This window comes from Promicromonospora sp. AC04 (assembly GCF_003058225.1).
GTDB lineage: Bacteria > Actinomycetota > Actinomycetes > Actinomycetales > Cellulomonadaceae > Promicromonospora.
In genome coordinates this window covers 420,515-445,843 of sequence record NZ_QBUG01000003.1, presented here as the reverse complement: position 1 = coordinate 445,843, position 25,329 = coordinate 420,515, and the positions used below count along the sequence as shown (strand labels likewise).

Below are 25,329 nucleotides of genomic sequence, written 5' to 3'. Positions count from 1 at the left end.
GTTGTGGGCGTGATCTTGCCGCCAGTCTTGGGCGCAGCGATCACGCACACAACAAGGGAGACCAGTCGCTAGGCGGCACGGCCGTAGGTCTCGAGGAGCCGGAGCCAGATCTCGCTCACCGTCGGGTACGCGGGGACCGCGTGCCACAGCCGGTCGATCGGCACCTCCGCGGTGATCGCGATCGTCGCGGCGTGCAGCAGCTCCGCGACGTCGGGGCCCACCACGGTGAAGCCGACGAGCACCTTCCTGTCCTCGTCGACGATCATGCAGGCCCGGCCCGCGTACCCGTCGGCGTGCAGGGAGGCGCCTGCGACGGATCCGACGTCGTACTCGACGGCGCGGATGCGGAGCCCTGCCGCCTCTGCGGAGGCGGCGGTGTGGCCGACGGCGGCGATCTCCGGGTCGGTGAAGATCACCTGCGGCACGGCGCGCTCGTCAGCGGTGGCCGAGTGCCTGCCCCATGGGGCGAGATCCACGGGGGCGCCGGTGGCGCGGGCGACGATGGTGTCGCCCACCGCCCGGGCCTGGTACTTGCCCTGGTGCGTCAGGAGCGCCCGGTGGTTGACGTCGCCCGCGGCGTAGAGCCAGCCGTCGTCGACCGGGGTGCCGTCGCTGTTGACGACCTGCAGGAGCTGGTCGACCCGCAGGGAGTCGTCCACGTGCAGCCAGGCGCCGGGGGTGAGCCCGACGTGTTCGAGGCCGAGATCGCCGGTGTTCGGCTTGCGGCCGGTCGCGACCAGGACCTCGTCGGCGTCGAGCGTCGTGCCGTCGGCGAGGGCGACGTGCACCGTACCGGTCTCGTCGCGACGGACGCTCTCGGGCTCGGTGAGCAGGTGCAGCGCCACGCCCTGCGCCTTCAGCGTCTCGGCCACCAGGTCGCTCGCGAAGGACTCCACGGTGGGCAGCAGCCCGTCGCGGGCGATCATCGTGACCTGCGCCCCGAGGGCCGAGAACGCGGTGGCCATCTCGGTGCCCACCACGCCACCGCCGATGATCGCCAGCCGTCCGGGGACGGCCTTGGCGGCCGCTGCCTCGCGGCTGGTCCACGGTGCGGCGTCGGCCAGCCCGGGGATCGGCGGGAGGACGGCGCTGCTGCCGGTGGCGATGACCACCGCGTGTCGCGCTTCGAGCACGGTCACATCGCCGTCGGCGCCCGTCACCTCGACGGTCCGGGCCGCGCTGATCCGGCCGACGCCGCGGACCAGGGAGATGCCGGCGCCCTGCAGCCAGGCGACCTGACCGCCGTCGTCCCAGTTCGAGGCGAAGGCATCGCGACGGTGCAGGACGGCGGCCGCGTCCAGCTCTCCGGTCACGGCGGCGCGCGCTCCGGGAAGGCTCCGGACGGCGCGCAGCGCGGCGGCGTCGCGCAGGAGGGCCTTGGTGGGCATGCAGGCCCAGTAGGAGCACTCGCCGCCGACGAGCTCGCTCTCCACGATCGCCACGGTGAGGCCGCCCTGCACGATCCGGTCGGCGACGTTCTCGCCGACCGGGCCCGCGCCGATGACCACTACGTCGAAAGTGTTCTCGGTCATCAGCTGTCCTTCTTCGCGACACGGTTCAGGCGCAGCGCGGAGACGAGGAAGAAGATGCCACCCAGGACCGCATACCCGGCGACCGAGGTCAGCACGCCCTTGGGCGTGCCGGCGGTGAGGTAGAAGTTCGACCCCGCGAGCACGGAGATGCCGCCGCTGAGGATCATGGCCCACTGCCCACCGAGCTTGTAGCGGCGGACGGCGACGATGAGCTGGACGAGCCCGGCGGTGACCGCCCAGACACCCCACACGCGCAGCACCGCAGGGATACCCGAGGTGACGGCGATTCCCAGCCCGATGGCGGTGAGCAGGCTCAAGGCCATGTTGAAGTACAGGCCGACCGTGGGTCGGGCCGTCTTGGCGGACCGGAAGTCGACGACGGCGGCGGCGACGTCGAACAGCGGGTACAGCACGAGCAGCGCGATGGTGACCGGGCCGAGCTCCTTCCCGACGGCGAACATCCCGGCCGCCCAGACGATGGCAAAGCCGAATCGGACGAAGTACAGGTTCTTCAGCGAAGTAGCGGTGGCTACTGCAGTCGATTCCGCAGTGGTGGACATCGGAGTTCCCTTTCGGTCGAGGCCGAGGCTCGGGGGCGCCCTTCCCTCGGCGATACATCTAGGTAGAATGACTAGTAACTCTACCGATGGCGACAGTACACATCGACGCCCGTCGGGCGCAAGGGGAGTGCTGAGAGGAGCCACGTATGATCGCGACCGTGCAAGGGTCCATGCGAGAACGCCTGATCGAGGCGGCGAACGAGCTGTTCTACGCGCAGGGGCTGCGTGCCGTGAGCGTCGACAAGGTCATCGATCGCGCGGGCACCACGAAGGTGACGTTCTACCGGCACTTTCAGAGCAAGGACGACCTGATCGTCGCGTACCTCGAGTCTCGCGCGAAGGGCGAACGTGACGGCGTCGACGCGGCCATCGCCCACGGCGACGGCGATGTCGACGCCACGCTGCGCCTGATGGCCGAGCACACCGGCATGGCAGCCTGCGAACCTGGCTTCCGCGGGTGCCCGTTCATCAACGCCGCCGCCGAGTACCCCGACCGCGACAGCTCCGTCCGCAAGGTCGTCGACGCACACCGCGGCTGGTGGGCGAGTGCGTTCGAACGGCTCGTCGCGCCGCTCGGGCTGGCCGATCCCGCTGCGATCGCCGAGGACCTGATGCTGCTCCGCGACGGGGTGATGGTCGCCGGCTACCTCGGCGACCCCTCAAAGGTCGGGGCTTCGTTCCTCCGCAGCTGCCAGGCCGTCATCGGCAGCGCGGTCCGGACGCCGCTGCCGAGCTAGCCCGCTCGTTGTGGGCGTGTCAGAGGTCGTCCTGCCGTTCGACCATGGCTACCAAAAAAGTAAACCCGCCGACAGAGTCGGCGGGCGGTATGGCTCCATGTTGACATACGCAATACGCCTTACACAACCTGGGTTGTGTAGTGGCAGTCACCACGAGCCGGGCTTGTTGATTTTGCCGATCGTCGGAGCGAGTTGCGAAGCGTGCAGGTCTACCGGCCTGATCTGATACCACCAATGCGAGCCGACACCGACAGTGGGCGCATCATTGAGGCGACCTGCCGGGTAACCCTTGGTCGGGTTGACGAGCCCTACCGGCACCAGCCCGCGTGCGTGGCGGACAGGGAACTCAAGATCCGAGTCGTTGCTGATCACAACTGCCGCATCCACCATCCCACTCAGAACGTCGATCAGCAGGTGCGACGCGACGTTTACGTCCGACCCCTTCTCCTCGCGGCGGGCGACGGACGCCATGAACGTTGCACCCGGAGAATCACTATTACCGCCGTCACGAACCATGAGCGGCCACTGGGGATGGACAAGTTCAGGCCGGCCACGCCTGCCTACAATCGCCAATGGAGCGGTCGCGACCCTAGAGACGTACGTGCCCATGGCGAGTTCGTCGATGGACTTTGTGGCGGCGAGGGCACGCAGATAGACGTCCTGCTCCTGTTGTCCGATCCAATTATCGGCGCCGTTCACCCGGGCTGTGCAGTAGACGACCCTGATGACACTGGCATCGACCCAGCCAGCCTGCTCAGCAACGAGCCGCGAGGCGAGCGCTCGGAGATCGAGCCATCGCCAGCCGGCCGTTCCCCGCCCGCAGAGGCCGCGAGCTCCGTAGTAGAGGTTGAAGCCGTCGATGTAGACGCCTACCCGCACGGTCTTCCTTCCTGGCTGGATCCGGCAAGAGGCCGCCCAACTTGGAACGGGCGGCGTTGTCAGCAGATTGGTTCGCCGCCGATGTGTGGCTGGCAAGTCCGAGGCGCCCGGCACGCTTGGGCAGTCCGTCGGGTCAGCAATCTACGGGTCGGCGGCGGATCCGGCGAGCCGTGGGCCGAAACCTCGCTGGCCAGACAACTGTCAGACTTCGTCCTGCCAATGGTGTTCCGGGGCGTAGCCCAGGACACGGCGGGCCTTGTCGATGCTCAGGAGCGTCTCCCGGCCCTGGAGCGGGCGCTTGAGCGGCACGTCCGGGAACACCTCGGCCGCGAGGTCGGCCGACTCCCGCACCATCACCGTGTCGTCGTTGGCGATGACGAACGCCTCGAACCCCGTGAAGTCGGCCTCCAGCGCACGGCGCACCGCCTGCGCGCCGTCGCGCCCGTCGATGTAGCCCCACAGGTTCCAGCGCCTGGCCTGGGAATCCTCCTGCCAGGACGGGAAGCGGGCGTAGTCCTCGGGACGCATCACGTTCGAGAACCGCAGCGCCGCGACCTTCAGCGCCGGGTCCCAGCGCGTGAAGTGCTTCGCCATCTCCTCCTCGAGCGACTTGCCGAGCGAGTAGGTGGACTGCGGCACCACGTCGTACTCCTCGTCCACCGGGATGTACGGCGGTGGCACGTCGAACGGCAGGCCGAGCACCGTCTCGGACGACGCCGTCACCACGTTCCGGATGCCTACGACCTGGGCGGCCCGCAGCACGTTGTACGTGCTGGGCACGTTGTTGCGGAAGGTCGCGGCGTTGGTCGCCATGCCGGGCGCGGGGATCGCTGACAGGTGCACGACGGCGTCGGCCGCCTGTCCCTCGTCGACGCCGGAAAGCAGCTCGATCACCTGGCCGAGGTCCGTCAGGTCCGCGACCGTGAACCTGCCCGGACTGTCCTGCGGAGGCGCCACGCGGTCGGTCGAGACCACGTCATACCCCGAGTCCGCCAGGTGCTCCACCACGAACCGGCCGAGCTTCCCGCTCGCACCCGTGACCACTACCCGCTGCGTCGTTGCCATACGTCCGATCTTGCCAGGCAGTCACGACAGGTAAGAACTCACCTGGTCCTGCGTGCTCGCTCGCGATGTAGTGGCGCGGCTCCTCGAGGACGGCCTGCCCGATGAGAGCCCGGCACGGACCTGTTGAACGGCCCGAGTGACGGCGGTTTCGGAGTTCAGCCCCTGGCAGTTCCGGAGTTCAAGTGCGGCAGTTCCGGAGTTCAGCTCCTGGCAGTTCCGGAACAGCCGCAGCCGAACGTCAGCCCAGGCGCTCCCGAAGCCAGGCGATGTCCGGCGCCATGTCGCCCTTGGTCTCGCAGATGACGGGGGCGCCCGCGGCCGCGATAACGCCCACCAGCAGCTCCTCCGGGATGAGCCCCTTGCCGAAGTTGATGTGCCGGTCAGCGCCCGACCCGGCGACGTCGCGCGAGTCGTTGGCGTGCACCAGGTCGATGCGGCCGGTGATCGCGCGGACCTGGTCCGCGGCCGTCGCGAGGTCGAGGCCGCCGGCCCAGGCGTGGCACGTGTCGAGGGTGAACCCGACGTTGTCCCCGCCGTTCGCCGTGGTCAGGGCCGCCCACAGCTGCTCGATCCGCTCCAGGCGGCGCGCCATCGAGTAGTCCCCGCCCGCCGTGTTCTCGATGAGCACGGGAACATCGGTCTCCAGGGCGTCGATGGCCTTGCGCCAGTTGTCGAAGCCCTTGGCCGGCTCGTCGTTCGCGGTGACGTGCCCGCCGTGCACGACGACGCCCTTGGCGCCGACCGCGCTCGCTCCGTCCATGATCTGCTGCAGCAGCTTGCGGCTCGGGATACGGATGCGGTTGTTGGTCGACGCCACGTTGATCACGTACGGCGCGTGCACGTAGAGGTCCAGGCCGGCCGCCGCGACGTCGGCCCGGAGCACCTCCGCGCCGCCCTCGTACGGAAGGTCCGGGACCTTCCAGGCCTGCGGGTCGCTGAGGAACACCTGCACCGCGTCCGCGCCGAGCGTCTTTGCCGCGCCGATCGCGTCGGTCAGGTCTACGTGTGCGCCGATCTTCACCATGGAGCCCACCATATGACCGCTCACCGACACGCGACGGCGGTCGACGAGATCAGCCCAGCCGCCGGACGCCGAATCGCGTGACCTCCAGCAGGTTCCCGTCCACCGCGACCAGCAGCATCGTGTCCACCCACGGGGTGAGGACGCCGGACGCGGTCCCGTCCCAGACCACCTCGCCCGACGCCACGTCGAGCGACACCAGCCCGGAGCCGCCGGACCCGCTCCGCAGCAGCAGGAGCAGCGACTGCCCGTCAGTGAAGGCCTGGGTCACGTACGTGTTGTCGTACGACCAGTCGTACAGGCCTTCGGGGTCCCACGCCCACCGCCCGTCCCCCGTGGCGAGGTCCAGCCCGCGGATGCCTCCTGTCCAGGTCGTGGTCACGACTGTCCCGTCCACCTGAGCGATGAACATGGGCCAGCCCACCTCGACCGCGACACCCCAGCGCTGCGTTCCGTCCGCCTCGTAGGAGCGCAGGTACGGCCCGGACCGGTCGATCGCGAGGAGCGTCGCCGCGTAGGGCTCGTCCGTCGTCTCCGGACGGTCCAGGTACCCGGAGACCTCGCTGACGACGCCACCGTCGGGGGAGAAGAGCGCGCTCCGCATCGCACCGTCGAACACCTCGGCCCCCGCCTGCGCGGCGTACCCGCCCGTATCGAGGCTGACCACCCAGCCCGACCCGGGCACCCCGTCCAGCACCGCCCCGTCCGGGGTGACGCCGGCCCGGATGCCGCACCCCCACACGTCGACGAGGCCGCCCTCGATCCGCGCGCCGAACGCCTCGGTGTCGAGCCGTTCGCCGGCCCGCACGATGTCGTTCGACCTGTCCCATGGCATGCGGGGCCCGGCCTTGCAGCCCTCGGCCGCCATCGCCCGGAACGGGACCGTCGCGCGCCAGCGCTCCTCGCCCGAGACGGCGTTCTCGGCGCGGAGCAGCAGGTCACGGCCGGCCTCGACGGTCCCGCTGCACTCCCCCATATCGGGGCACTCGGCACTGCCCAGGTCCACCGCCGACTCGGGACCGATCCGTTTGGCGCGGAGCACGGTCCCCTCCGGACCGGGACGGGGGTATCCGTACCGCCGCACGTCCCGAGCGTCGAACGCCCGAGGGACGGATGCCTCGCCGTCGGGCCCCACGGTGAGGACCTCCCGGCCGGCACCAGCGCCCTGCAGGCACACCAGAACCGTCGTCGCGATCTCCGACCACCCCCGATAACCGGTTGGCCCGCAGTCCGGGTCCTCGCCGAGCGGAACGGTCCACGCCTCCTCGCCGGTGGCCGCGCGCAGGGCCACCAGCTCGCCGTCGGACTCGAAGGCCAGCACGTCGCCGAGGGCGGCGACCAGGTGCCCGTCCCCGGCCAGGAAAGCCTCCCGGGGACCGACCTCGCCCGCCCATGCCCACACCTCGTCGAGCGGCGAGGACACGTCCACGACGCCGCCGCTCATCCCGCGGATCCGCTCGATCCGCGCGGCATCGCCCACGCTGTCGACGACGAGCCCCGTCCCAAGCGCGATCGCCAGCACCGCCGCGCCCACGAGTGTCCGCCGTCCCCCGACCGAGCCGCCCGACGCCGGAGGCATGCTCGCCGTCGACCCCGCCTCGTCCGGGGCGCCGTCACCATCGGTATCCGGCGGGTCGGGTGGCGCATCGACACCCCCCTCGTCGTCGGCCAGGTCGAAGACGAAAGCATCATCCTCGTCCGGATGACGTGCCATGCAGCCGAGCGTATGCCCGGCCGGTCAACGTTTCACGCAAGAACCCAGGCGAAAACACGGCGACGGCGGCACACGGCGCATCCGTCAGCGAGCCCCCGGACGCCCAGCCCCCGTCACCCCAGCCCCCGGACGCCGGACGGCGTGACCTCCAGCAGGTTGCCGTCCACGGCGACGAGCGCGGTGTCGAATCCCTGGGCCGTGCCACCGGTGACCGCCTCGTCACCATGCTGCTCCCAGACCACCTCGCCGGAGGCCACGTCGAGCGCCACCAGCCCTGCGCCACCGGCCCCGTCCTCGGTGAGCAGCAGCGCGGACTGGCCATCGGTGAAAGCCCGGGACACGAACAGGTCTTCCAGGTACCCGCCGCCGACGTCGTCCGAGCCGTCCCACACCCACCGCTCGGCGCCCGTGGCGGCATCCAGCCCGCGCACGGTCCCGACCTCGGTCATGACCATCGCCGTCCCGCCCACCAGCGCGAGGAACAGCTGGGCGTCCGCCCGCGTCGTGATTACCCAGCGTGGCGTCCCGTCCGACTCGTAGGCCCGCAGGCGCCGCCCGGACGAATCCGTCGCAAGGAGCGTCCCTGGACCCGACCCGTCCGTCACTCCCGGTTCGAGCGCGTGTCCGGTGATCTCGCCGACGACCTCGCCGTCGGCGGCGTACAGGACGGTCCGCACGGTGTCATCGAACGTGAACCCGGTGTACCCGCCCGCGACGAGGCTGTTCACGCCGCCCGTCCCGGGCTCGATGGTCATGCCGAGCGGCACCCCGTCCGGGGTGACGGCCGCCTCGATGCCGCAGCCGTACAGCTGCACGAGGGTGCCCTGGATCCGGGCGCCGAACGCGCCGGGGTCGAGCATCTGCTCGAGGTCCACCATGTTGCCGGACCCGTCCCAGGACGTGCCGAGCCAGTTGTTGCACTGGTCGGCCCGCGTAGCCCGGAACGGGACGGTCACGCTCCAGCGCTCCTCGCCCGTGACGGCGTCCTCGGCGCGGAGCACGAGGTCCCGGCCCGCCTCGACCGTCCCCGTGCACTCGCCCGTGTCGGTGCACACGGCGTCACCCGAGCTCACGGCCGGCCCGGACGCCTCGCGCTTCGCGCGCAGCACGGTCCCGTCCGGCCCGGGCCGGGGCTCGCCGTACCGCTTCGTGTCCGCGGCGCCGAGCAGCCGCGGGGCCGAGGCCACGCCGTCGGGCCCGACCACCGTGACCTCGCGGTTCGCGCCGGAACCCGCGAGGCAGACCAGAGCGGGCGTCGTGGTCTCCTCCCAGCCCGCGGCACCGAGCGGTCCGCAGTCCGGGGCTTCTCCCAGGGGGACGGTCCACACCTCCTCGCCGGTAGCCGGGCGCAGGGCGACCAGCTCGCCGTCGGACTCGAAGACGAGCACGTCGCCGAGCACGGCCACCTCGTTCCCCCGCCCCTCCTCGATCGCCCGGCGGGAACCGACGAGGCCCTCCCACTTCCACGTCTCCCTCAGCGGGGAGGAGACGTCGGCGACGCCCCCGTGGACGTCGCGCATCCGTTCGATCCGCGCGTTGTCCTGCGCGCCCTCCGCCGCCAGGCCCGTGCCGAGGACGATCGCAAGGACCGCCGCGACCGGCGCGACGGCTCGCACGTTCCTGCTCGGTCCGCCCGACGGCGGCGGCTCATCTGTCCCGGGATCGTCATCGCCCGGATCGTCATCGTCCGGATCGTCCGCGCCGGCTGGCCGGGACCGGGCACGTGGAGCCTCGGGATCGGCCGCCTCGTCGTCGACCAGGTCGAAGACGAATGCACCGCCCTCGCCCGGATCACGTGCCATGCGGTCGAGAGTATGTCGGGGAGGTCACCCGGGGCGCGGCAGGCGGCTCACCCGAGCCGGCGGACGCCGACCGAGCTGACCTCCAGCAGGTTGCCGTCCACCGCGATCAGGTCGCCCGTGACTCCCCGCTCGAGGACGTCGCCGCCCCGCGGGTCGAACACGCCTGCCGCCCCGCCTCCGGCCTGCTCCCAGACCATCTCGCCCGTGGCCGCGTCGAGCGCCACCATGCCCCGGGTCCCGGTGCCGTCCGTCTCGGTCAGCAGCAGCACGAGCTCGCCGTCGGTGAACGTCTGGACCACGTAGGCGGTCCCGAAGTAGCCGCCGTCCGAGTCTCCCGGCGCGGTGGAACCGTCCCAGAGCCACTCGCCCTCTCCCGTGGCCAGGTCCAGCCCGCGCACGGTCCCGGCCCCTGTCGTGATCACCACCGTCTCGCCCACCTGGGCGAGGAACTCCTGGCCGCTCGACTGGAGCGCAATGTCCCAGCGCGCGGTCCCGTCGGTCTCGTAGGCCGACAGCCGTCGCCCGAGGTCGTCGATCGCGAGAAGTACCGCCGCACCGGACTCGTCGGTGGACTTCTGAACGATCACGTACCCGCTGACCTCGGCGACGACGTCGCCGTCCGCGTCGTACAGGGTGGTGCGTGGCACGTCGCTCCAGGACGTCCCCAGGTACCCACCAGTACCGAGCGCGTCCATGTAGCTGGTGCCCGGTTCGAGCTCGGCGCCGAGGAGCACGCCGTCCGGGGTGACGGCCGCCTGGACCCCGCAGCCCTCCACGTTCACCAGGTCGGACCAGACGCGGGCGCCGAAGGCATCCGGGTCCAGCTGCCCGCTCAGGTCGACGCGGTTCTCCGAGCCGCCCCACTCCCCGCCGAACCTCCTGGTGCACTGGACCGCCTCGGTGACCCGGAACGGGACGGTCACGGTCCAGCGCTCCTCGCCCGTGACGGCGTCCTCCGCGCGAAGCACGAGGTCCCGCCCGGTCCGGACGTACCCGGAGCACTCTCCCACCAGGTCGCACGTCACGTCGCGATCCACCTCCGACGCCGGTCCTGCTCGCCTCCCGCGCAGCACCGTCCCGTCCGGCCCGGTATGGGGCAGCCCGTGCTCCGCCGCGTCCGCGGCGCCGAGCACCCGCGGGGCCGACGTCGCGCCGCCGGGCCCGACCACCATCGCCTCGCGCTCCGCGACGCGCCCCTGCAGGCACACCAGTGATGGCGTCCTCGGGTCGTCCCACGCCGGTGAGGCCATCGGGCCGCACTCCGGGTCCTCGCCGAGCGAGACGGTCCAGGTCTCGTCTCCGGTGGCCGGGTCCAGCGCGACGAGCCGACCCTCGGACTCGAACACCAGCTCGTCGCCGAGCACCGCGACGTCGGTGGTGCCCTCGCCGAGGTCGACCGCCCCGGTCCAGGCCCACATCACGTCGAGCGGCGAGGACAGGTCCGTCACGCCCCCGGAGACGTCCCGCATCCGCTCCATCCGGGCGGCGTCGCGCACGCCGTCGACCGCGATCCCTGTCCCCAGCGCGATCGCGAGGACCGTCACGACCGGCACCGCGCGGCGCCACCTCGGTCCCAGGCCGCCCGGTGGCGGCTCGCCCTCCTGAGAATCGTCGCCGTCCGCTCCGGCCGGGCTCGTCGGCGCGTCGGCATCGGCCGCCTCGTCGTCGACCAGGTCGAAGACGAACGCGGCACCCTCGTCCGGGTCGCGCCCCATGCGGCTGAGCGTAACTCCGGGCGGGACCCCCTGATCAGTCCCCGTCTGCCGGGCCCGCCCCGGCGCCGCGCCTTCGGCTCGGTCCTCGCACGGCGTCAGCCCCGGCCGACTACGCCGTCCAGGGTGATCTCGACGATGTGCCCGTCGACCGCGACTGCCGTATTGGTCAGCGGCGCGTCCCAGAGCTGCTCGCCGGTGTCGAGATCGAGGGCGACGAGCAGCCCCTCGCCGGAGCTCTCCTGCGGCAGATGCTCCAGGGCCACCGTCTCGCCGTCGGTCAGGGTCCGGTAGCGAGCCAGCCCGAGCACGTGCTCGCCGGACCAGGTCCAGAGCTCCGCGCCGGTGACACGGTCCAGGCCCGCCACCTTGTTCCCGCGGTCGACGACCACCACGTCCCGCGCGACGAGCAGCACGCCCCCGCTGTACTTGTCCGTCCAGGCCACCGACCCGTCCTCGCGCACGGCGTCGAACCCGAAACCGCTCCCGTCGGCGACGAACCACAGGTCGTCGGGCGCGTCGGGGGACACCGCACCGGTCTGCACCCAGCCGGACAGGGTGCGCAGGGTCTTCCCTGCCTCGTCGACGACGACGGTGTCCGTCCCGGCCCCCACGCCGAAGGCGCCCTTGCCGAGCTCGGTCACCCATGCTTGGCCGGACCCGTCGCCACCCGCGAGATCGAGCCGCACGCCCAGCGCCGACAGCGTCCCCCGGATACCGCAGCCGTCCACGTCGACCATCCTGGCCCCGGCATGGACCGTTACCTGATCGGGGTCGACGCCCGTCACCTCGCCCATGCCGTCGTACTGCTGGCAGTTGGACGCATCCACCGGCGCGAACGCGATGGTGCGCGTCCAGCGTTCGGTGCCCGTCTCGGCGTCCTCGGCGGTGACCAGGACGTCGCGCCCCTCGGTCAGGACCGCCGGCGTGCACGCGCCCATGCTGTTGCACTCAACCTGCTCCGCTGCGTCCCCGGCGTCCCCGATCCGCGCCACCCGCACGACCATGCCGTCCGGCGCGGGGAAGACCTGCTCTCCTTCGGCCAGGTCCGCGGCCCGGGACCGGGTGCTCCCGTCCGGTGCGATCGTGAGCACCTCCCGCTCGTTCTCCGGGCCGTGCACGCACACCAGCGTGTCTGTCGAGATCGACGCGTCGTAGCCGACCGGGCCGCACACGGGGCGCTCGCCCACGGCGACCCGCCAGGCCACCTCGCCCGAGCCCGGGTCGACGGCCACAACATCCTCGAACCCGACCGGCGCCGGTTCGGCCGCCCCGTCCGAAGCATCGACCGTGAAGCTCTGTGCTCTGCCCGGGGGCACCACCAGCCGCCCGTCCATGATCACGAGCTGCTGGCTCATGAACCAGCTCTGGTCCACCGTGGCGGGGACGTCGAACGGCACCGTCCAGACTTCCTCCGGCGGATAGGCGAGCGACGCCACCCCCACCGACGAGGTGCGCATCAGGTCCGCACGCCGCTGGTCACGGACGAGATCGACCGCGGCCACCGTCACCACCACGACGGTGACCGCGGCGGCAGCGACCAGCCAGGTGCGCCGCGACAGCCGGGGCAAGCGGGGCAGCCGGGACGGCCGCCGGTCGGGGGAGTCCGGCGAGGCGACGTCGGCGGCGTCCGGGCCTTCGCCCGGGCCAGCATCCGGCCCGTTGTCCTCGACCAGGTCGAAGACAACGGGTTCCCGCTCGTCGTGCCGTGACATGACGAGAGCCTATCCGGGTGACCTGCGGGTTCGGCCGAGCCCGCAGGCCGGCGGAACGGCAGGCTCAGCCGAGCCCGACGACGCCCTGCTGCGTGATCTGCGCGAGGTACCCGTCGACGCTCACCAGCTGCGTGTACGGGGTGTCCTGCTTGATGTCCCAGCGCATCGAGCCGTCGCGGACATCGATGGCGAGCAGCCGCAGGCCGGAGCTCTCTCCGTCCGGGTCCGCCGTCACCGGGAGCAGCAGGGTGTCACCGTCCGTGAAGGCCCCGAAGATCAGCGATTCAGCGGCCCAGGCCATGTCGGCGAGCGAGAAGACCTCGGGATCCAGGGTCCAGCGGTCCGCGCCCGTACCGAGGTCGATCGCACGCACCGCGCCCTCCTCGTCCACGACGACGGCGGTACCGGACACCCGGACCAGCACCACCGTCGCCCCGAGGCGGGGGTCCGTCCAGAGCTGCGCACCCGCGTCGTCCTTGTCGGTGGACACGGCGTCGGTGCCCGTCCCGGCGCGAGTCAGCAGCAGCCCCGGGTCCCGGCCGTCGGTGGCCCACGGGACGAGGACCTGGCCGTCGAGCGTGACGGTGCCGCCCTCCGGCAGGTGCGCGACGTCGTTGGGCACACCGGCGTCGCTGGGCGTCGCGCCGGGCCCGACCCAGCCGCCGTCGGGCAGAGACGCGAACGATGCGGTGTCCACGCCGTCGGCCGGGGGGTCCGCCGGATCCTTCGGGTCGTCGAGGCGTGTGCCGTCGAGCAGGAACGCCGCCGAGACGCCGCAGCCCTGCACCTCCACGATGTCGCCGGTCAGCTCCCAGCCCAGCGAGCCGGCGACGTCGAGCGCCGGTTCGGGCTCGTTGTCGGGCGCCGGGTCGTCGTCGCTGTAGGTGACGCAGTTCTCGGCCCGCGGGTCGCTGAACGCGACGGTCTCGCTCCAACGCTCCGCGCCGGTGGCGGCGTCCTCCTGACGAACCACCAGGTCCGGCCCCACGAACCCCTTCGGGAGGTGCGGGGCGCCCACCTTGTCGACCACCACTGGCCGCTGCTCCTGCTCGCCGCCCGTGAGCTCGAAGGAGAGCAGACCACCGCCGGCCGCCGGAGCGACCAGGGCGTCCGGGTCGAGCTCGCGGGTCGTGGCCGCCCCGTCCGGATCGATGGCCGTGACCTCCTGCTTGTCGTCGCCGGAGGAGCTGACGCAGACCAGGGGATCGACCGGGTCCAGGGCGCCCGGCCCGCCGATGCCGAGGTGCGTCGTCGGGCCGCAGTTCAGGTTCTCGCCGACATCGACGGTCCAGAGCACCTCGCCCGAAGCCGGGTCCACACCGCGGACCTTCTCGTCCCCGGCGATCGCGAGCACGCCCGGCATCTCGACCAGGGTCGCCATGATCGGGTCGTCGAGATCGATCGACCACTGCTCGCTGGGCTTCTCCGCCAGGCTCCGCACGCCCCCCGGGGCGGCGATGAGCGCCCGCTCGCGCAGCTGGGCGTTCACCAGCACCCCGGCCACGACCGCCAGCACGACCACGGCGGCCGTCCCGCCGACCAGCAGCACCCTGCCGCGGCGGGTGGTGGGCAGCCGCCGTCGGACGGCCGCCCCACCACGCCGCGCCGTCCGCCCGACGGCGGTCCGGGCACCCGCGAGCGCCACCGCCGCCCGGCCGGGCCCGCGCGGCGCGGGCTCCTCGGCCAAGTCGTTCTCGGTGCCGGCCCCGTCGGCGGCGGACTCGGAGCCGTCCGGACCGGCCTCGCCGTCGGACGCACCGGGGACCTCGTCGATCAGGTCGAAGGTGTGTACCTTCTTGGGCTCGGGGCTCCCGGGCGCTGCGTCATCGTGCTGTGTGCGTTCGGTCACGCCCCGAGGGTAGTGCCCCGGTCCGAGGTCAGTGCCGATCTCCACGTGACCCGGCCGCCGGTCTGCATGAGTGCCCCGCGGTAGGCGCGCTCGCTCAGCAGCACGGCACCGAACGTCGCGGCCACGAGGATGAGGAGCGAGACCAGCGGCTCCCACCACAGGGTGTCCCCGTTGAGCACCCGGACCGGCATCGACACGATGGACGCCGGCGGGATGTAGGACAGGACGCGTTCGAACACGCCGTCGGCCGAGAACGTCACGATGTAAACGCCCATGAGCAGCATCATCAGGGGGCTCGTCGTGTACTGGAGGTCCTCGGTGCGGGACGCGAGCGAGCCCGCCACCGCGTACAGGGCAGCCACCGCGACGAACCCGACGGTGAAGAAGACGACGAACCAGACCATCGTGGCGGTCATCGCGGGCAGGACGGCCGAGAGGTCGGTGAACGAGGCCCCGATGAGGCCGACGACCACCAGGAGCACGTTCTGTGCCAGCGCGATCACGGAGCTGCCGATGATCTTGCCCGCCAGCAGCTGCCGCAGCGGCACGGCGGTCGCGATGATCTCGACGAGCCGGGACTGCTTCTCCTCGATCACGCTGCCCGCGATCATCGCGCCCGACCCGACGGTCCCCATGAAGAACAGGAACGCGAGCACGAACCCGGCCATGAACACGATCTGCGGGTCCACCGGGTTGCCGTCGAGGCGTTCGGTCTCGATCTCGGTGCCCGCCGTGAGGGCCTCCATGGTGGTGCCGTGGTCGGTCGCCCGGTCTGCCATGACCTGGTCGCGCACCGTGGTCTCGACCAGCTCGGCGAGGTCCGCGTCGGGCTCCCGCCAGCCCGACAGGGACCAGGTGGCGCCGTCGGCGCCGGAGCTGAGCCACGCGTCAGCGGTCTCGTCCTCGAGGGCGGCCTCGGCCGCTGCCGCGTCGTCCACCCGCACCGGACTGAGCTCGATCTCCTGGTCCGACGCCGCGGCCTCCTGGCCGGCAGCCTCGACCGCCGCCGCCGCTGCGTCGTCCCCGGCGACGACTGCGACGTCGAACGACTCGGTGCGGCCGTCCATGAAGGCCGAGAAGCCGATCAGCCCGCCGATCAGCACGATGTTGACCGCGAGGCCGATCAGGAACCCCTTGTTGAGCGCCCGCACGACGACCTCGCGGGTCGCCACCAGCATCCATGCGTTCCTCATGCCATCTCCTCTCCGCGAGAGCCCGCGGCTCACGCGGTCACCTCGCGGTAGATCTGGGCCAGCGTCGGCCGTACGGGGGAGAACTCCTGGACCGCACCCCGCTGCAGGGCGGCGGACAGGAGGCGGGTGGCCGCGGCGTCGTCGTGCACCTCGACGAGCGCGGACGAGCCGTCCACGTCCACGGCCAGCACTCCCGGCACGCCGCGCACGAATCCGGCGTCGCCCGACAGGATCAGCCGGTGCCGCGTCACGCCCGTGGCCCGCAGGTCGTCGGGGGTGCCGTCCGCGAGGACCTTGCCCCCGCCGAGGATGACGAGCCGCTCGCACAGCCGTTCCACGAGGTCGAGCTGGTGCGAGCTGAAGAGCACGGGGACGCCGCGCCGCGTGTGCTCGCGCAGCAGGTCCGCCATCGCGTCGACGGCGGCGGGGTCGAGGCCGCTGAACGGCTCGTCCAGGACGAGCGCCTTCGGCTGTCCCATGATCGCGGCGACGATCTGCACCCGCTGCTGGTTGCCGAGCGACAGCTTCTCCACGTGATCCTTCGCCCGGCCGGCGAGCCCGAGCCGGTCGAGGTGCTCCAGCACCTCGCGCCGGGCTACCGGCGCATCGATGCCGCGCAGCCGCGCCAGGTAGACCAGCTGCTCCAGCACCGGCTGCTTCGGGTAGAGGCCGCGCTCCTCGGGCATGTACCCGAACTCGCGGCGATCGCGCCGGGTCACGGGTGCGCCGCCGAACCGCACCTCGCCGCTCGTGATCGCCAGGACTCCCATGATCATCCGCATGGTCGTCGTCTTGCCGGCCCCGTTCCCGCCGACGAACCCCGTGAGCAGGCCCGACGACGCCGTGAAGCTCACGCCGTCCACCGCCCGCCGGGGTGTGTCGCCCGAGGCGAACACGCGGGTCAGGTCCCGCACTTCCAGATCGCTCATGGCCATCACGCTATGGGTCCGACGTCGGGGGTGGATCCGCCTCGAGACGGAACCGCACTCCGCCGGGCGACGGGCGTGGCCTGCCGGGGCTCCTGCGGCCCGCTGCGGCCGCGTGAGGCGCGGCCGGAAGAATGTCATGAAATGGACATTTCAAGCCGCCGATCTTGCACGCCATTCTGCCGATCGCACTGCGCACCGTCATCGCGGTAACAGCGGTTGACCTGGTATTACAGGCACCGGTTGCCGACGGCGTTCTGCCACGTATTGTCCCGTCCGGAACGCCGCATGTAATGAACGCGGCGCTGAATGGCTTGACGGCCCGTCCTCGGAGGAATGAGCGACTTACTCCTGAGGATGATTCGCGGCCCGGTCCACAGAGACCGGAACGTCATGGCAGAGGGGCACAAGGCAATATCTGAACCCGCAGGGGGAGCAAAGCGTGCGCAAGCGTTTGATCGTCACAGGAGCGGCCGCAGCCTTGGTGCTGACGGCAGGGATCATGGGTGCAGTGGCAGTGCAGCCGCCGGGGAAGGAGCAGGACCGGCTGACCACGGCCGGGGCCTCGATGCCCGACACACTGCAGGGCCTGCCGCCCATGATGCTGAAGCGCGAGCCCGTGTCCGCGCCGAGCGAGGGCGGCACGGTCGACGTGCAGGGCAAGCCCGCGCCGCAGGCCAACCCGTTCACGTACACGCCGGCGCCCGAGAGCGAGCATGAGGACGCGCCGGGGCCGTACACAGAACCGCCGGTCGCCGACTTCCCGATCGCGCCCGAGCCGGACGTCGACCTCGGGAACGGCGCCGGTCCCGCCAGGCCGTCCGTTCCGTCCGACCGGCCCACGCAGGAGCCGACGAAGCCGCCGACGCACAAGCCGACACCTCGGCCGACGCCCACTCCGACACCCTCGCCCACTCCGACGCCGACGCCGACACCGAGCCCGACGCCGACGCCGACTCCAACGCCGGAGCCGTCCGACCCGCCGTCGGAGGAGCCCACCGACCCGCCGACCGCGGAGCCGACCGTGCAGCCCACGGCGCAGCCGACCACGGAACCGTCGCCCGAGCCGTCAACAGAACCGTCGGTGGAGCCGTCAACGGAACCGACAACAGAGCCCTCGCCGGAACCGTCGGCGAGCCCCTCAGCAGAATCGGCCGAATAGTCCGAATTACCGGAGGCCATTCCGGCGCAACAACAGAAGCAAAGAAGCGGGGCCCTGCTACGGGCCCCGCTTCTTTCGCATTCGCAGACCGGCCATGAAATTCACCCTGAACAGGGCTCCATTGGCCGCCCCATCGAACAAGAAGATCGGCTATATCGGCTTGGTGTCAACGATCGGTGACACCCCGAGCGTGTGTCACCGATCGATGACATGTCGACCCAATGTCAACGATCGGTGACATCCGTCGGTCGCACCGCTCGTTCAGACCAGGCCCGCCCGGTGGGCGAGGACCACCGCCTGGACCCGGTCGCGCAGGTGGAGCTTGGACAGCAGGTTCGAGACGTGCGTCTTCACCGTCGCCTCGCCGAGGAACAGGCTCGAGGCGATCTCCGCGTTCGACAGACCGGTGCCCACCAGCTCCAGCACCTCGCGCTCGCGCGGGGTGAGGTGGGCGAAGCCCGCGGGAGCCGGCTCGTGAGCGGTTCGCGTGCCACCCACCGTGCCCGACGGCGTTCGCTCCCCCGCCACCATCTGCTCGATCACGCGCCGCGTGATCTGCGGAGCGAGCAGCGCGTGGCCGGCCGCCACCGTCCGCACGGCCTCGACCAGGTGCTCCGCGTCCGAGTTCTTCAGCAGGAACCCGGACGCCCCGGCAGCGAGACCGTCGAACACGTACTCGTCGTGGTCGAACGTGGTCAGGACCAGCACCTTCGCGAGGCCCTCCGCCACGATCCGGCGGGTCGCCTCGATGCCGTCCATCACGGGCATCTGGACGTCCATGAGCACGATGTCGGGCCGGAGCTCGCGCGTCAGCTCGATCGCCGCCGCGCCGTCGCCCGCCTCGCCGACCACCTCCAGGTCGTCCTCCACCGAGAGGATGAGGGAGAAGCCGGAACGCACGAGCGCCTGATCGTCGACCAGCAGCACGCGCGTCATCCGGCCACCCCCGACTGGGCATCCGACGAGGCGCCCGGCCGGACCGCTGCCGCCCGTCCTGTCCTGGCCGCCGTCGCAGCGGGCGCAGACGCCTGCGCGGGCAGCGGCAGCCGCATCCTCACCCGGTACCCGCCGGTCGCGCGCGGCCCGATCTCGACCAAGCCCTGGTGCGTCGCCGCGCGTTCCCGGATCCCGAGCTGTCCTAGCCCGGAGCCGGACGTCCCGTGGCGAGGACGGCCGTCGTCGAGCACCTCCACCTCCGCGAAACCGTGCGCGAACCGCTGGTCGGTCAGCGCCTCGGGACCACGCACCACGCGCAGCGTGACCGTCGCGGACCGGGCCGTCGAGTGCTTCCGCACGTTCGCCATCGCCTCCTGCGCGGTTCGGAACAGGCTGAGCCCCATGGGAGCGGGCACGTCGAGTGCTGCGCCCGGCGGCTCCTCGACCTGGCGGAACGTGGTGTCGAGGCCGTCGTGGTCGGCGGCGGTCAGGGCCGGGAGGTCGGCCAGCCCCGGCTCGGGCGCCCGGGAGGCGCCGTCGGACCCGGCGGGCGCACCGCCGTCGGGCACGGAGCGGAGGGTGCCCACCAGGTTCCGCATCTGCGCGACGCCCTCGCGCGACTCGCGCTCGATGGTGGCCAGGGCCTCCGCCGCGAGGGCGGGGTCACGGTCCAGGACCCGGCGGGCCGCGGCCGCCTGAATGCCGATCACGGACACGTGGTGCGCGACGACGTCGTGCAGCTCGCGCGCGATCCGCACCCGCTCGGTCACCACTGCCTGGTCGGTCAGGGCGGCCCCCTGCATCTCGATGGTGACTGCCTGCTCGGCGAGCTGCTCCCGGCGTCGGGCCGCGTTCCACCGCATCTGGCCCGCCAGCACCGCGCCGCCGAAGAACGCGATGTTCATGATGAGCTGGTAGATGGTGTTCGCGAGATACGGCTCGACCAGGCCGGGCCAGTCCGCGGGGGTCGGGTACTCCTCGATGATGGTCTCGATGCCCTGCTGCACCGCGAACATCCAGATGAGCCACGTGAACATGACCAGCACGCAGATGCTGACCACCACGAGCATCGCCCGCCGGTCCCGCGCCCACGCCACCGCCGTGAACAGCGCGACGAAGTACATGACCTGCATCGGCACGAGCACGGTGACCGGGGGGATCGTCAGGCCGAGCCCGAGGAACGACCCGTACACGAGCACGAGCGAAACCAGCGGGTAGCGGCGGCGCCACGCCAGCGGGACCGTGCTGAGCACCCCGAGCAGGAAGACGAGCCACAGCGGCTCCTCCACGTCCTCGAAGATGCCCATGCTGCGGCCCAGCTCGATGGAGACCGCCGCGAACACCGCGAACCCGGCGCCGAGCAGCAGGTCCCTGCGATAGGCGTCGCGGCCCGCGGGGACCCGCTCCCAGTCGGAGTCGACGCCGAACCAGTCGAGCAGCCGGCCGGCGGCACGCTCGACGGGTCGAGGCGCTGCGGCGGGACGCCGGACGTCGGGGACGTCAGGCTGCCGCGAGTCGGACTGAGGTGGAGCATCGGCCATGCCCCCAGCCTAGGAAGCCGGGGGCATGGCCGCTTCCACCTTGAGGCGGAGTCGGATCAGCAGATGTTGCGCGCTCCGTTCCCGCTCAGGTTCCACGTGGTGTTCTCCCCGCACGGCGACTCGCGCACGGAGGTGTTGTCGACGCGGAGCGTGATGTTGATGTTCCGGTTGTTGGGGAACTCCGTCCGCGCGGCAAGCCGCACCTCGCCGCCCCCGTTGACCGTGCCGCCGGCGATCGTGATGTCCGAGCAGTTCTCGATGAGGATCGAGTTGTTGCCGTTGCTCGCCAGGTCGACGGAGTTGATGCGCGCGCCCCGCGAGTTGGACACGCAGAACACGCCCCGGCCGCCGCCCCGCGACCGGACGTGGTTCACGGTGACGTCGGGGCCGTTCTCGTTGGCCATGCGGAACGTGGCGTAGCCGGTACCGGTGGCGACGTTCTCGCCGTCGACTGTCCCGACGGTGGCGTCGCTGGTGCCCTGCAGCAGCAGCCCCGACTCACCGACGTTCCGCGCGGTGACGGTGCCGATGGTCAGTCCGTCGATGTGCCAGGTCTCGACGGCGTGGCTGCCCGCGCCCGACACGTAGATGTTGTCCATGCGCACGTCCGTGCTGCCCGGCAGGTCGCGCTCGAACCGGATGCCGAGGCCACCGCTCATCCGCAGGTTGATCTGGCCCAGGTGCAGGCCGTGCACGTCGGCAAAGCGCAGGCCGAAGTACGGGGCCCCGGTCAGGTTCAGGTTGGGGATGGACACGTCCTGGACCCCGATTGCCTGGATCGCGCCCCCTCCGGCGACGTACCCGGTGTCCAGGGTGCCGCAGACCTCGAACGCCGTATGGCTCGGGAGGTCGATCGTGTTGTTGCCGATCCAGGCGCTGGCCATGACCGACACCTTCTCCTGGCTGGTGCGCCCCGGCGTGAGCGCGCCGAGCGCCTCCCAGATCGCGGTGATGTAGTACTCACCCTGGTAGACGGTTCGGCCGCGGTAAGTGGTGGTGAACCCCGACGACTGGCTTCCGGTGACCAGGGCGTCGGCGCCGTCGCCGCAGGCAGCGGCCTGTGCGACGTCCGACGCCGGGGAGACGGACGCCGGGGAGACGGCCGGCGTCGTGCCGGGATCCGCGACGCCTGGCGTCGCGCCGCCGGGAGCTGCGGCGACCGTCGGCGCGCCGAGCAGGGAGACGACTATCGACAGTGCTGCGGCCCCCGCGGCGAGAAGCCGCGGACGACGCTGTGACGTTGGTGCCATGGTCATTCCTCCTTGAGTCCTACATCGTTGTAGATTCAGGTGGTCACGAGGGTAGGGATCGAGGGGGCCGCGCACCAGGGCTCCCCGGGATCCGAAACGATTCACCTGCCGACGCGCCGGGAGGCCACGCCGACCGGGCCGCAGCCACGATTCGGAGCCGGCGAAACTTGCTGGACACGACCCGCCGGCTGGCGCATGGTGACAGAGCACCTGCCCGACGAAGGGAAGCCGTTCAATGACGTTCTGGATCTGCCGCACCTGCGGCGTAGAGCACGAGTCCCGGCCCGATGTGTGCGCCGTCTGCGCCGACGAGCGCCAGTGGGTGCCCGCCGACGGCCAGCACTGGACCACACTGGCGGAGCTCGAGGCCGACGGGCAGAGCATCGCCGTCGAAGAGCTGGAGCCGGACCTGTTCGGCCTCACCACGGTGCCCGACGTCGGCATCGGCCCCACCGCGAAGCTCGTCCGGACCGCGGCGGGAAACCTCCTGTTCGACGTCCCGGGCTTCGTCGACGACGCTGCGGTCGACGCCGTGCGCGACCTCGGCGGGCTCGCGTACATCGTGGCGAGCCACCCGCACATGTACGGGGTGCAGGTCGAGTGGAGCCGTCGGCTGGGCGGGGTCCCGATCCTGGTCAGCGAGGCCGACGCCGGCTGGCTCGCCCGGTCCGACGACGCCGTCGAGCTGTGGAAGGACGACCGCGAGGTGCTGCCCGGCGTGACGCTGAGCCAGCCGGGCGGGCACTTCCCGGGCTCCGCGGTGGCGCACTGGGCGTCCGGCGCGGCGGGGAAGGGCGTGCTGCTGAGTGGCGACACGATCTTCGCGAACCCGGACCGGACATCGGTGTCCTTCATGCGCAGCTATCCGAACCGGCTCCCGCTGTCGGGACCGGTGGTGCTACGGGTCGCGCACCACGTGCGGCGGTTCGAGTTCGACCGGCTCTACAACAACTTCCGGGGCGTCATCCCGGTCGACGCCCGTCAGATCGTGCTGCGCTCCGCGGAGCGCCACGCCGCGTGGACCAGAGGCGACTACGACCACCTGACGTAGACGAGCCGGGGATCGGAAAAGGTCAGGAGACCGGCAGTCCAAGCTGCCGATCTCCTGACCTGCTACCGATCATGCGCCCCGGCGCACACGCCCGGGCTCAGCAGCAGCGCGCGCCCGGGTTCGCGTCCTGGGCCGCGTACCGGTCGCGCCAGTAGTCCCGGACGGTCGGCACCTCGGCGTCCTGGTGCACGCGGCGCAGGTGCGCCACGTACCGCTGGTAGTCGCTCTCGCCCAGCACGCCGGTGACGTACCAGGCGAGAGCGCGCCAGCCCCGGCGGACGACGCCGAGCGCGCCGCCGTCCGCCGTCGGGCCCTGCGCGGGAACCGCACTCACGCGTGCGTCCCCGTCCGGAGCTGGTCCGGGTGCTCCTGGTAGTAGGCGGTCCACTGGGCCGCCACCTCCCGTTCGGCATCCGTGGACACGAGGCTCGACGGCGCGAAGGTGGCCGACCGCGAGTCCGGCTCCTCGGTGGTCGGCAGACCGCCGGCCCGGATCGCCTTGACGCACACCCACAGCGCCACCAGGGCGACGATCAGCACCAGCACCGCGAACACGATCGCCAGGGTGCCCTGCAGGAACGTGTTGCGGATGACGGAATCCATCGCCGCCGGGTCGGCAGCGGTCCCGAACGACGTCTCGCCCGCGTCCCGCGCCTCGCGGAACGCGTTGTGCTGCGCCCAGAACCCGAGGCTCGGCTCGGGCGAGAAGATCTTCTGGAACGACGCCGTCATGGTCACCGCCAGGTCCCATACCAGCGGGACCGCGGGGATCCACGCCCACTTGAGGTAGCCCTTCTTGACCACGACGACCGTGACCAGGGCGAGCGCCATGGCGGCGAGCAGCTGGTTCGCGATGCCGAACAGCGGGAAGAGCGAGTTGATGCCACCCAGCGGGTCGGTGACGCCCATGAGCAGGATCGCGCCCCACAGGCCGCACACCACTACCGAGCAGATCCACGCGCCCACGCGCCACGACGGATCCCGGAACCGGCGCAGCGGGCCGCCGAGGTTGCCGAGCGTGTCGGAGAGCATGAAGCGGGCGACGCGCGTTCCGGCGTCGACCGTCGTGAGGATGAACAGCGCCTCGAACATGATCGCGAAGTGGTACCAGAACGCCTGCAGGCTGGCGCCGCCCAGGAACGAACCGAGGATCTGGGACATGCCGAACGCGAGCGTCGGTGCACCGCCGGTGCGGGAGATGATCGACTCCTCGCCGACGGCGTCGGCGGCCCCCTGGATGTCCGCCGCCGTGGCGGGCGGGCCCGCCAGGCCGAGGCCGTTCACGTAGTCCGCGGCGGTACCCGGCTCGCCGCCGGTGAGCGTGGCCGGGGCGTTCATCGTGAAGTACAGGTTCTGGTCGATGGAGATGGCCGTGACCAGCGCCATGATCGCCACGAACGATTCGGTGAGCATGCCGCCGTAGCCGATGAGCCTCAGCTGGCTCTCCTTCTCGACCAGCTTGGGGCTCGTGCCGGACGAGATCAGGGCGTGGAACCCGGACAGCGCACCACAGGCGATGGTGATGAACAGGAACGGGAACAGCGAACCGGCGAACGCCGGGCCGTTGCCCTCGATCGCGAAGCTCGACACGGCGGGGGCCTGCACCGCTGGCTGCGCGATGATCACGCCGACGGCGAGCAGCACGATGGTGCCGACCTTCATGAACGTGGACAGGTAGTCGCGCGGGGCGAGCAGCAGCCAGACCGGCAGCACGGACGCGAGGAACCCGTAGCCCACGATGAGCCAGGCGACGGTCACCGGCTCGAGGGTGAACGTCTCGGCGCCCCAGGCGGTGTCCGCCACCCAGCCGCCCGCGACGATCGCGAGGACCAGCAGCGCCACACCGATCACGGACACCTCCGCCACCCGGCCGGGCCGCAGGTATCGGAGGTACACGCCCATGAACAGGGCGATCGGGATGGTCATGCCTACGGAGAACACGCCCCACGGCGACTCCGCCAGGGCGTTGACCACCACGAGGGCGAGGACGGCCAGGATGATGATCATGATGACGAACACGCCGATCAGGCCGGCGGCACCGCCGATCGAGCCCATCTCGTCGCGGATCATCTGGCCCAGCGAGCGGCCGCGGCGGCGGGTGGACAGCCACAGGACGAGGTAGTCCTGGACGCACCCCGCCAGGACCGCACCGATGATGATCCACAGCGTGCCGGGCAGGTACCCCATCTGGGCGGCGAGCACCGGGCCGACCAGCGGGCCCGCGCCCGCGATGGCGGCGAAGTGGTGCCCGAACAGCACGCGGCGGTCCGTGGGCGCGAAGTCCCGGCCGTTCTCGTGCTCCTCGGCGGGCGTGGCACGGTCGTCCCGCGGCCGGACGACCTTGTACTCGATCAGCCGGGCGTAGAAGCGGTACGCGATGACGTACGTGCCGACGGCGGCGACCACGAAGTACGCGCCGTTGACCGACTCGCCCCGCACGAACGCGACGAGGGCCCACGCGATCGCGGCGACGAGTCCGATTGCGGCGAAGATCAGCTTCTTGCCGGTGGTCATGGGTCTGCGGTCGATGACCGCGACCGGGGGAAGGTCCGGATTGTTCCGAACCAGCTCAACGTGCTCGGGTGAGCGCACAGCGGCCTCCTTGCCGGGGTGGCCGGCCCGTCATGGGGGCCGGATCCTGGATAATTCCTTACCGGCCACAGACTCTAGTTGCCCCGGAACAC

General features: G+C 71.4%; 20 protein-coding genes. 3 read left to right on the top strand and 17 right to left on the bottom strand.

Features of this window, described 5'->3' with window-relative positions:
• Positions 1-68 precede the first annotated feature (68 nt).
• Both C8K30_RS11085 and C8K30_RS11080 read right to left on the bottom strand, forming a co-directional pair.
• On the bottom strand, positions 69-1,532 hold the full coding sequence (locus C8K30_RS11085) for an NAD(P)/FAD-dependent oxidoreductase (protein WP_108492945.1): 1,464 nt from the start codon (positions 1,530-1,532) through the stop codon (positions 69-71).
• Positions 1,532-2,092 (bottom strand): hypothetical protein, encoded by a 561-nt coding sequence (locus C8K30_RS11080; protein ID WP_108492944.1) that lies wholly within the window; start codon positions 2,090-2,092, stop codon positions 1,532-1,534. Before C8K30_RS11080 ends, C8K30_RS11085 begins: the two co-directional genes overlap by 1 nt.
• Before the next feature lie 146 nt (positions 2,093-2,238).
• Between C8K30_RS11080 and C8K30_RS11075 the strand changes: the two genes are divergently transcribed.
• Entirely contained in the window at positions 2,239-2,829 is a 591-nt protein-coding gene (locus tag C8K30_RS11075; protein ID WP_108492943.1) for a TetR/AcrR family transcriptional regulator, read from the top strand.
• A 147-nt stretch (positions 2,830-2,976) separates the two neighbouring features.
• Here C8K30_RS11075 and C8K30_RS11070 read toward each other — a convergent pair whose 3' ends face one another.
• From C8K30_RS11070 to C8K30_RS11025, 10 genes are all read right to left on the bottom strand, one after another.
• Positions 2,977-3,708 carry an NYN domain-containing protein gene (locus C8K30_RS11070; RefSeq protein ID WP_108492942.1) on the bottom strand — a complete coding sequence of 244 codons (732 nt, stop codon included), beginning with the start codon at positions 3,706-3,708 and terminating at the stop codon, positions 2,977-2,979.
• Between the two features lie 201 nt (positions 3,709-3,909).
• Positions 3,910-4,773 (bottom strand): NAD(P)-dependent oxidoreductase, encoded by an 864-nt coding sequence (locus C8K30_RS11065; protein ID WP_108492941.1) that lies wholly within the window; start codon positions 4,771-4,773, stop codon positions 3,910-3,912.
• A 238-nt stretch (positions 4,774-5,011) separates the two neighbouring features.
• Positions 5,012-5,797: a deoxyribonuclease IV gene (locus C8K30_RS11060; protein WP_108493070.1), complete on the bottom strand. Its 786-nt coding sequence runs from the start codon at positions 5,795-5,797 to the stop codon at positions 5,012-5,014.
• 49 nt (positions 5,798-5,846) lie between these two features.
• Positions 5,847-7,508 (bottom strand): PQQ-binding-like beta-propeller repeat protein, encoded by a 1,662-nt coding sequence (locus tag C8K30_RS11055; RefSeq protein ID WP_108492940.1) that lies wholly within the window; start codon positions 7,506-7,508, stop codon positions 5,847-5,849.
• 113 nt (positions 7,509-7,621) lie between these two features.
• Positions 7,622-9,310, bottom strand: coding sequence for a PQQ-binding-like beta-propeller repeat protein (locus C8K30_RS11050; protein ID WP_108492939.1), 1,689 nt, complete (start codon positions 9,308-9,310; stop codon positions 7,622-7,624).
• 47 nt (positions 9,311-9,357) lie between these two features.
• Positions 9,358-11,025 carry a PQQ-binding-like beta-propeller repeat protein gene (locus C8K30_RS11045; RefSeq protein WP_108492938.1) on the bottom strand — a complete coding sequence of 556 codons (1,668 nt, stop codon included), beginning with the start codon at positions 11,023-11,025 and terminating at the stop codon, positions 9,358-9,360.
• Positions 11,026-11,120: 95 nt separating this feature from the next.
• Positions 11,121-12,737, bottom strand: a complete 1,617-nt coding sequence (locus C8K30_RS11040) for a PQQ-binding-like beta-propeller repeat protein (RefSeq protein ID WP_108492937.1) — start codon at positions 12,735-12,737, stop codon at positions 11,121-11,123.
• Between the two features lie 64 nt (positions 12,738-12,801).
• The gene (locus C8K30_RS11035; RefSeq protein ID WP_146197425.1) at positions 12,802-14,586 is read right to left on the bottom strand and encodes a PQQ-binding-like beta-propeller repeat protein; all 1,785 of its coding nucleotides are present in this window, start codon (positions 14,584-14,586) and stop codon (positions 12,802-12,804) included.
• Positions 14,583-15,779, bottom strand: coding sequence for an ABC transporter permease (locus tag C8K30_RS11030; RefSeq protein ID WP_108492935.1), 1,197 nt, complete (start codon positions 15,777-15,779; stop codon positions 14,583-14,585). Before C8K30_RS11030 ends, C8K30_RS11035 begins: the two co-directional genes overlap by 4 nt.
• A gap of 29 nt (positions 15,780-15,808) precedes the next feature.
• Complete coding sequence (locus C8K30_RS11025) at positions 15,809-16,708, bottom strand: ABC transporter ATP-binding protein (protein WP_108493069.1); 900 nt, start codon at positions 16,706-16,708, stop codon at positions 15,809-15,811.
• Positions 16,709-17,147: 439 nt separating this feature from the next.
• On the opposite strand from C8K30_RS11025, the gene C8K30_RS11020 reads away from it, so the two are divergent.
• Positions 17,148-17,867: a hypothetical protein gene (locus C8K30_RS11020; RefSeq protein WP_146197424.1), complete on the top strand. Its 720-nt coding sequence runs from the start codon at positions 17,148-17,150 to the stop codon at positions 17,865-17,867.
• Between the two features lie 261 nt (positions 17,868-18,128).
• Here C8K30_RS11020 and C8K30_RS11015 read toward each other — a convergent pair whose 3' ends face one another.
• From C8K30_RS11015 to C8K30_RS11005, 3 genes are read right to left on the bottom strand one after another with little or no spacing between them, the layout of a single operon-like run.
• Positions 18,129-18,803 (bottom strand): response regulator transcription factor, encoded by a 675-nt coding sequence (locus C8K30_RS11015; RefSeq protein WP_108492933.1) that lies wholly within the window; start codon positions 18,801-18,803, stop codon positions 18,129-18,131.
• Positions 18,800-20,344 carry a sensor histidine kinase gene (locus C8K30_RS11010; RefSeq protein ID WP_108492932.1) on the bottom strand — a complete coding sequence of 515 codons (1,545 nt, stop codon included), beginning with the start codon at positions 20,342-20,344 and terminating at the stop codon, positions 18,800-18,802. The genes C8K30_RS11015 and C8K30_RS11010 overlap by 4 nt, the downstream gene beginning before the upstream one ends.
• A gap of 56 nt (positions 20,345-20,400) precedes the next feature.
• Entirely contained in the window at positions 20,401-21,594 is a 1,194-nt protein-coding gene (locus tag C8K30_RS11005; protein WP_146197423.1) for a right-handed parallel beta-helix repeat-containing protein, read from the bottom strand.
• 235 nt (positions 21,595-21,829) lie between these two features.
• On the opposite strand from C8K30_RS11005, the gene C8K30_RS11000 reads away from it, so the two are divergent.
• Positions 21,830-22,645, top strand: a complete 816-nt coding sequence (locus C8K30_RS11000) for a hydrolase (protein ID WP_108492930.1) — start codon at positions 21,830-21,832, stop codon at positions 22,643-22,645.
• Between the two features lie 97 nt (positions 22,646-22,742).
• Here C8K30_RS11000 and C8K30_RS10995 read toward each other — a convergent pair whose 3' ends face one another.
• Together C8K30_RS10995 and C8K30_RS10990 are read right to left on the bottom strand one after the other, a co-directional pair.
• Positions 22,743-22,979: a YbdD/YjiX family protein gene (locus tag C8K30_RS10995; RefSeq protein ID WP_108492929.1), complete on the bottom strand. Its 237-nt coding sequence runs from the start codon at positions 22,977-22,979 to the stop codon at positions 22,743-22,745.
• Positions 22,976-25,237 carry a carbon starvation CstA family protein gene (locus C8K30_RS10990; protein ID WP_108492928.1) on the bottom strand — a complete coding sequence of 754 codons (2,262 nt, stop codon included), beginning with the start codon at positions 25,235-25,237 and terminating at the stop codon, positions 22,976-22,978. Before C8K30_RS10990 ends, C8K30_RS10995 begins: the two co-directional genes overlap by 4 nt.
• Between the last annotated feature and the right edge of the window lie 92 nt (positions 25,238-25,329).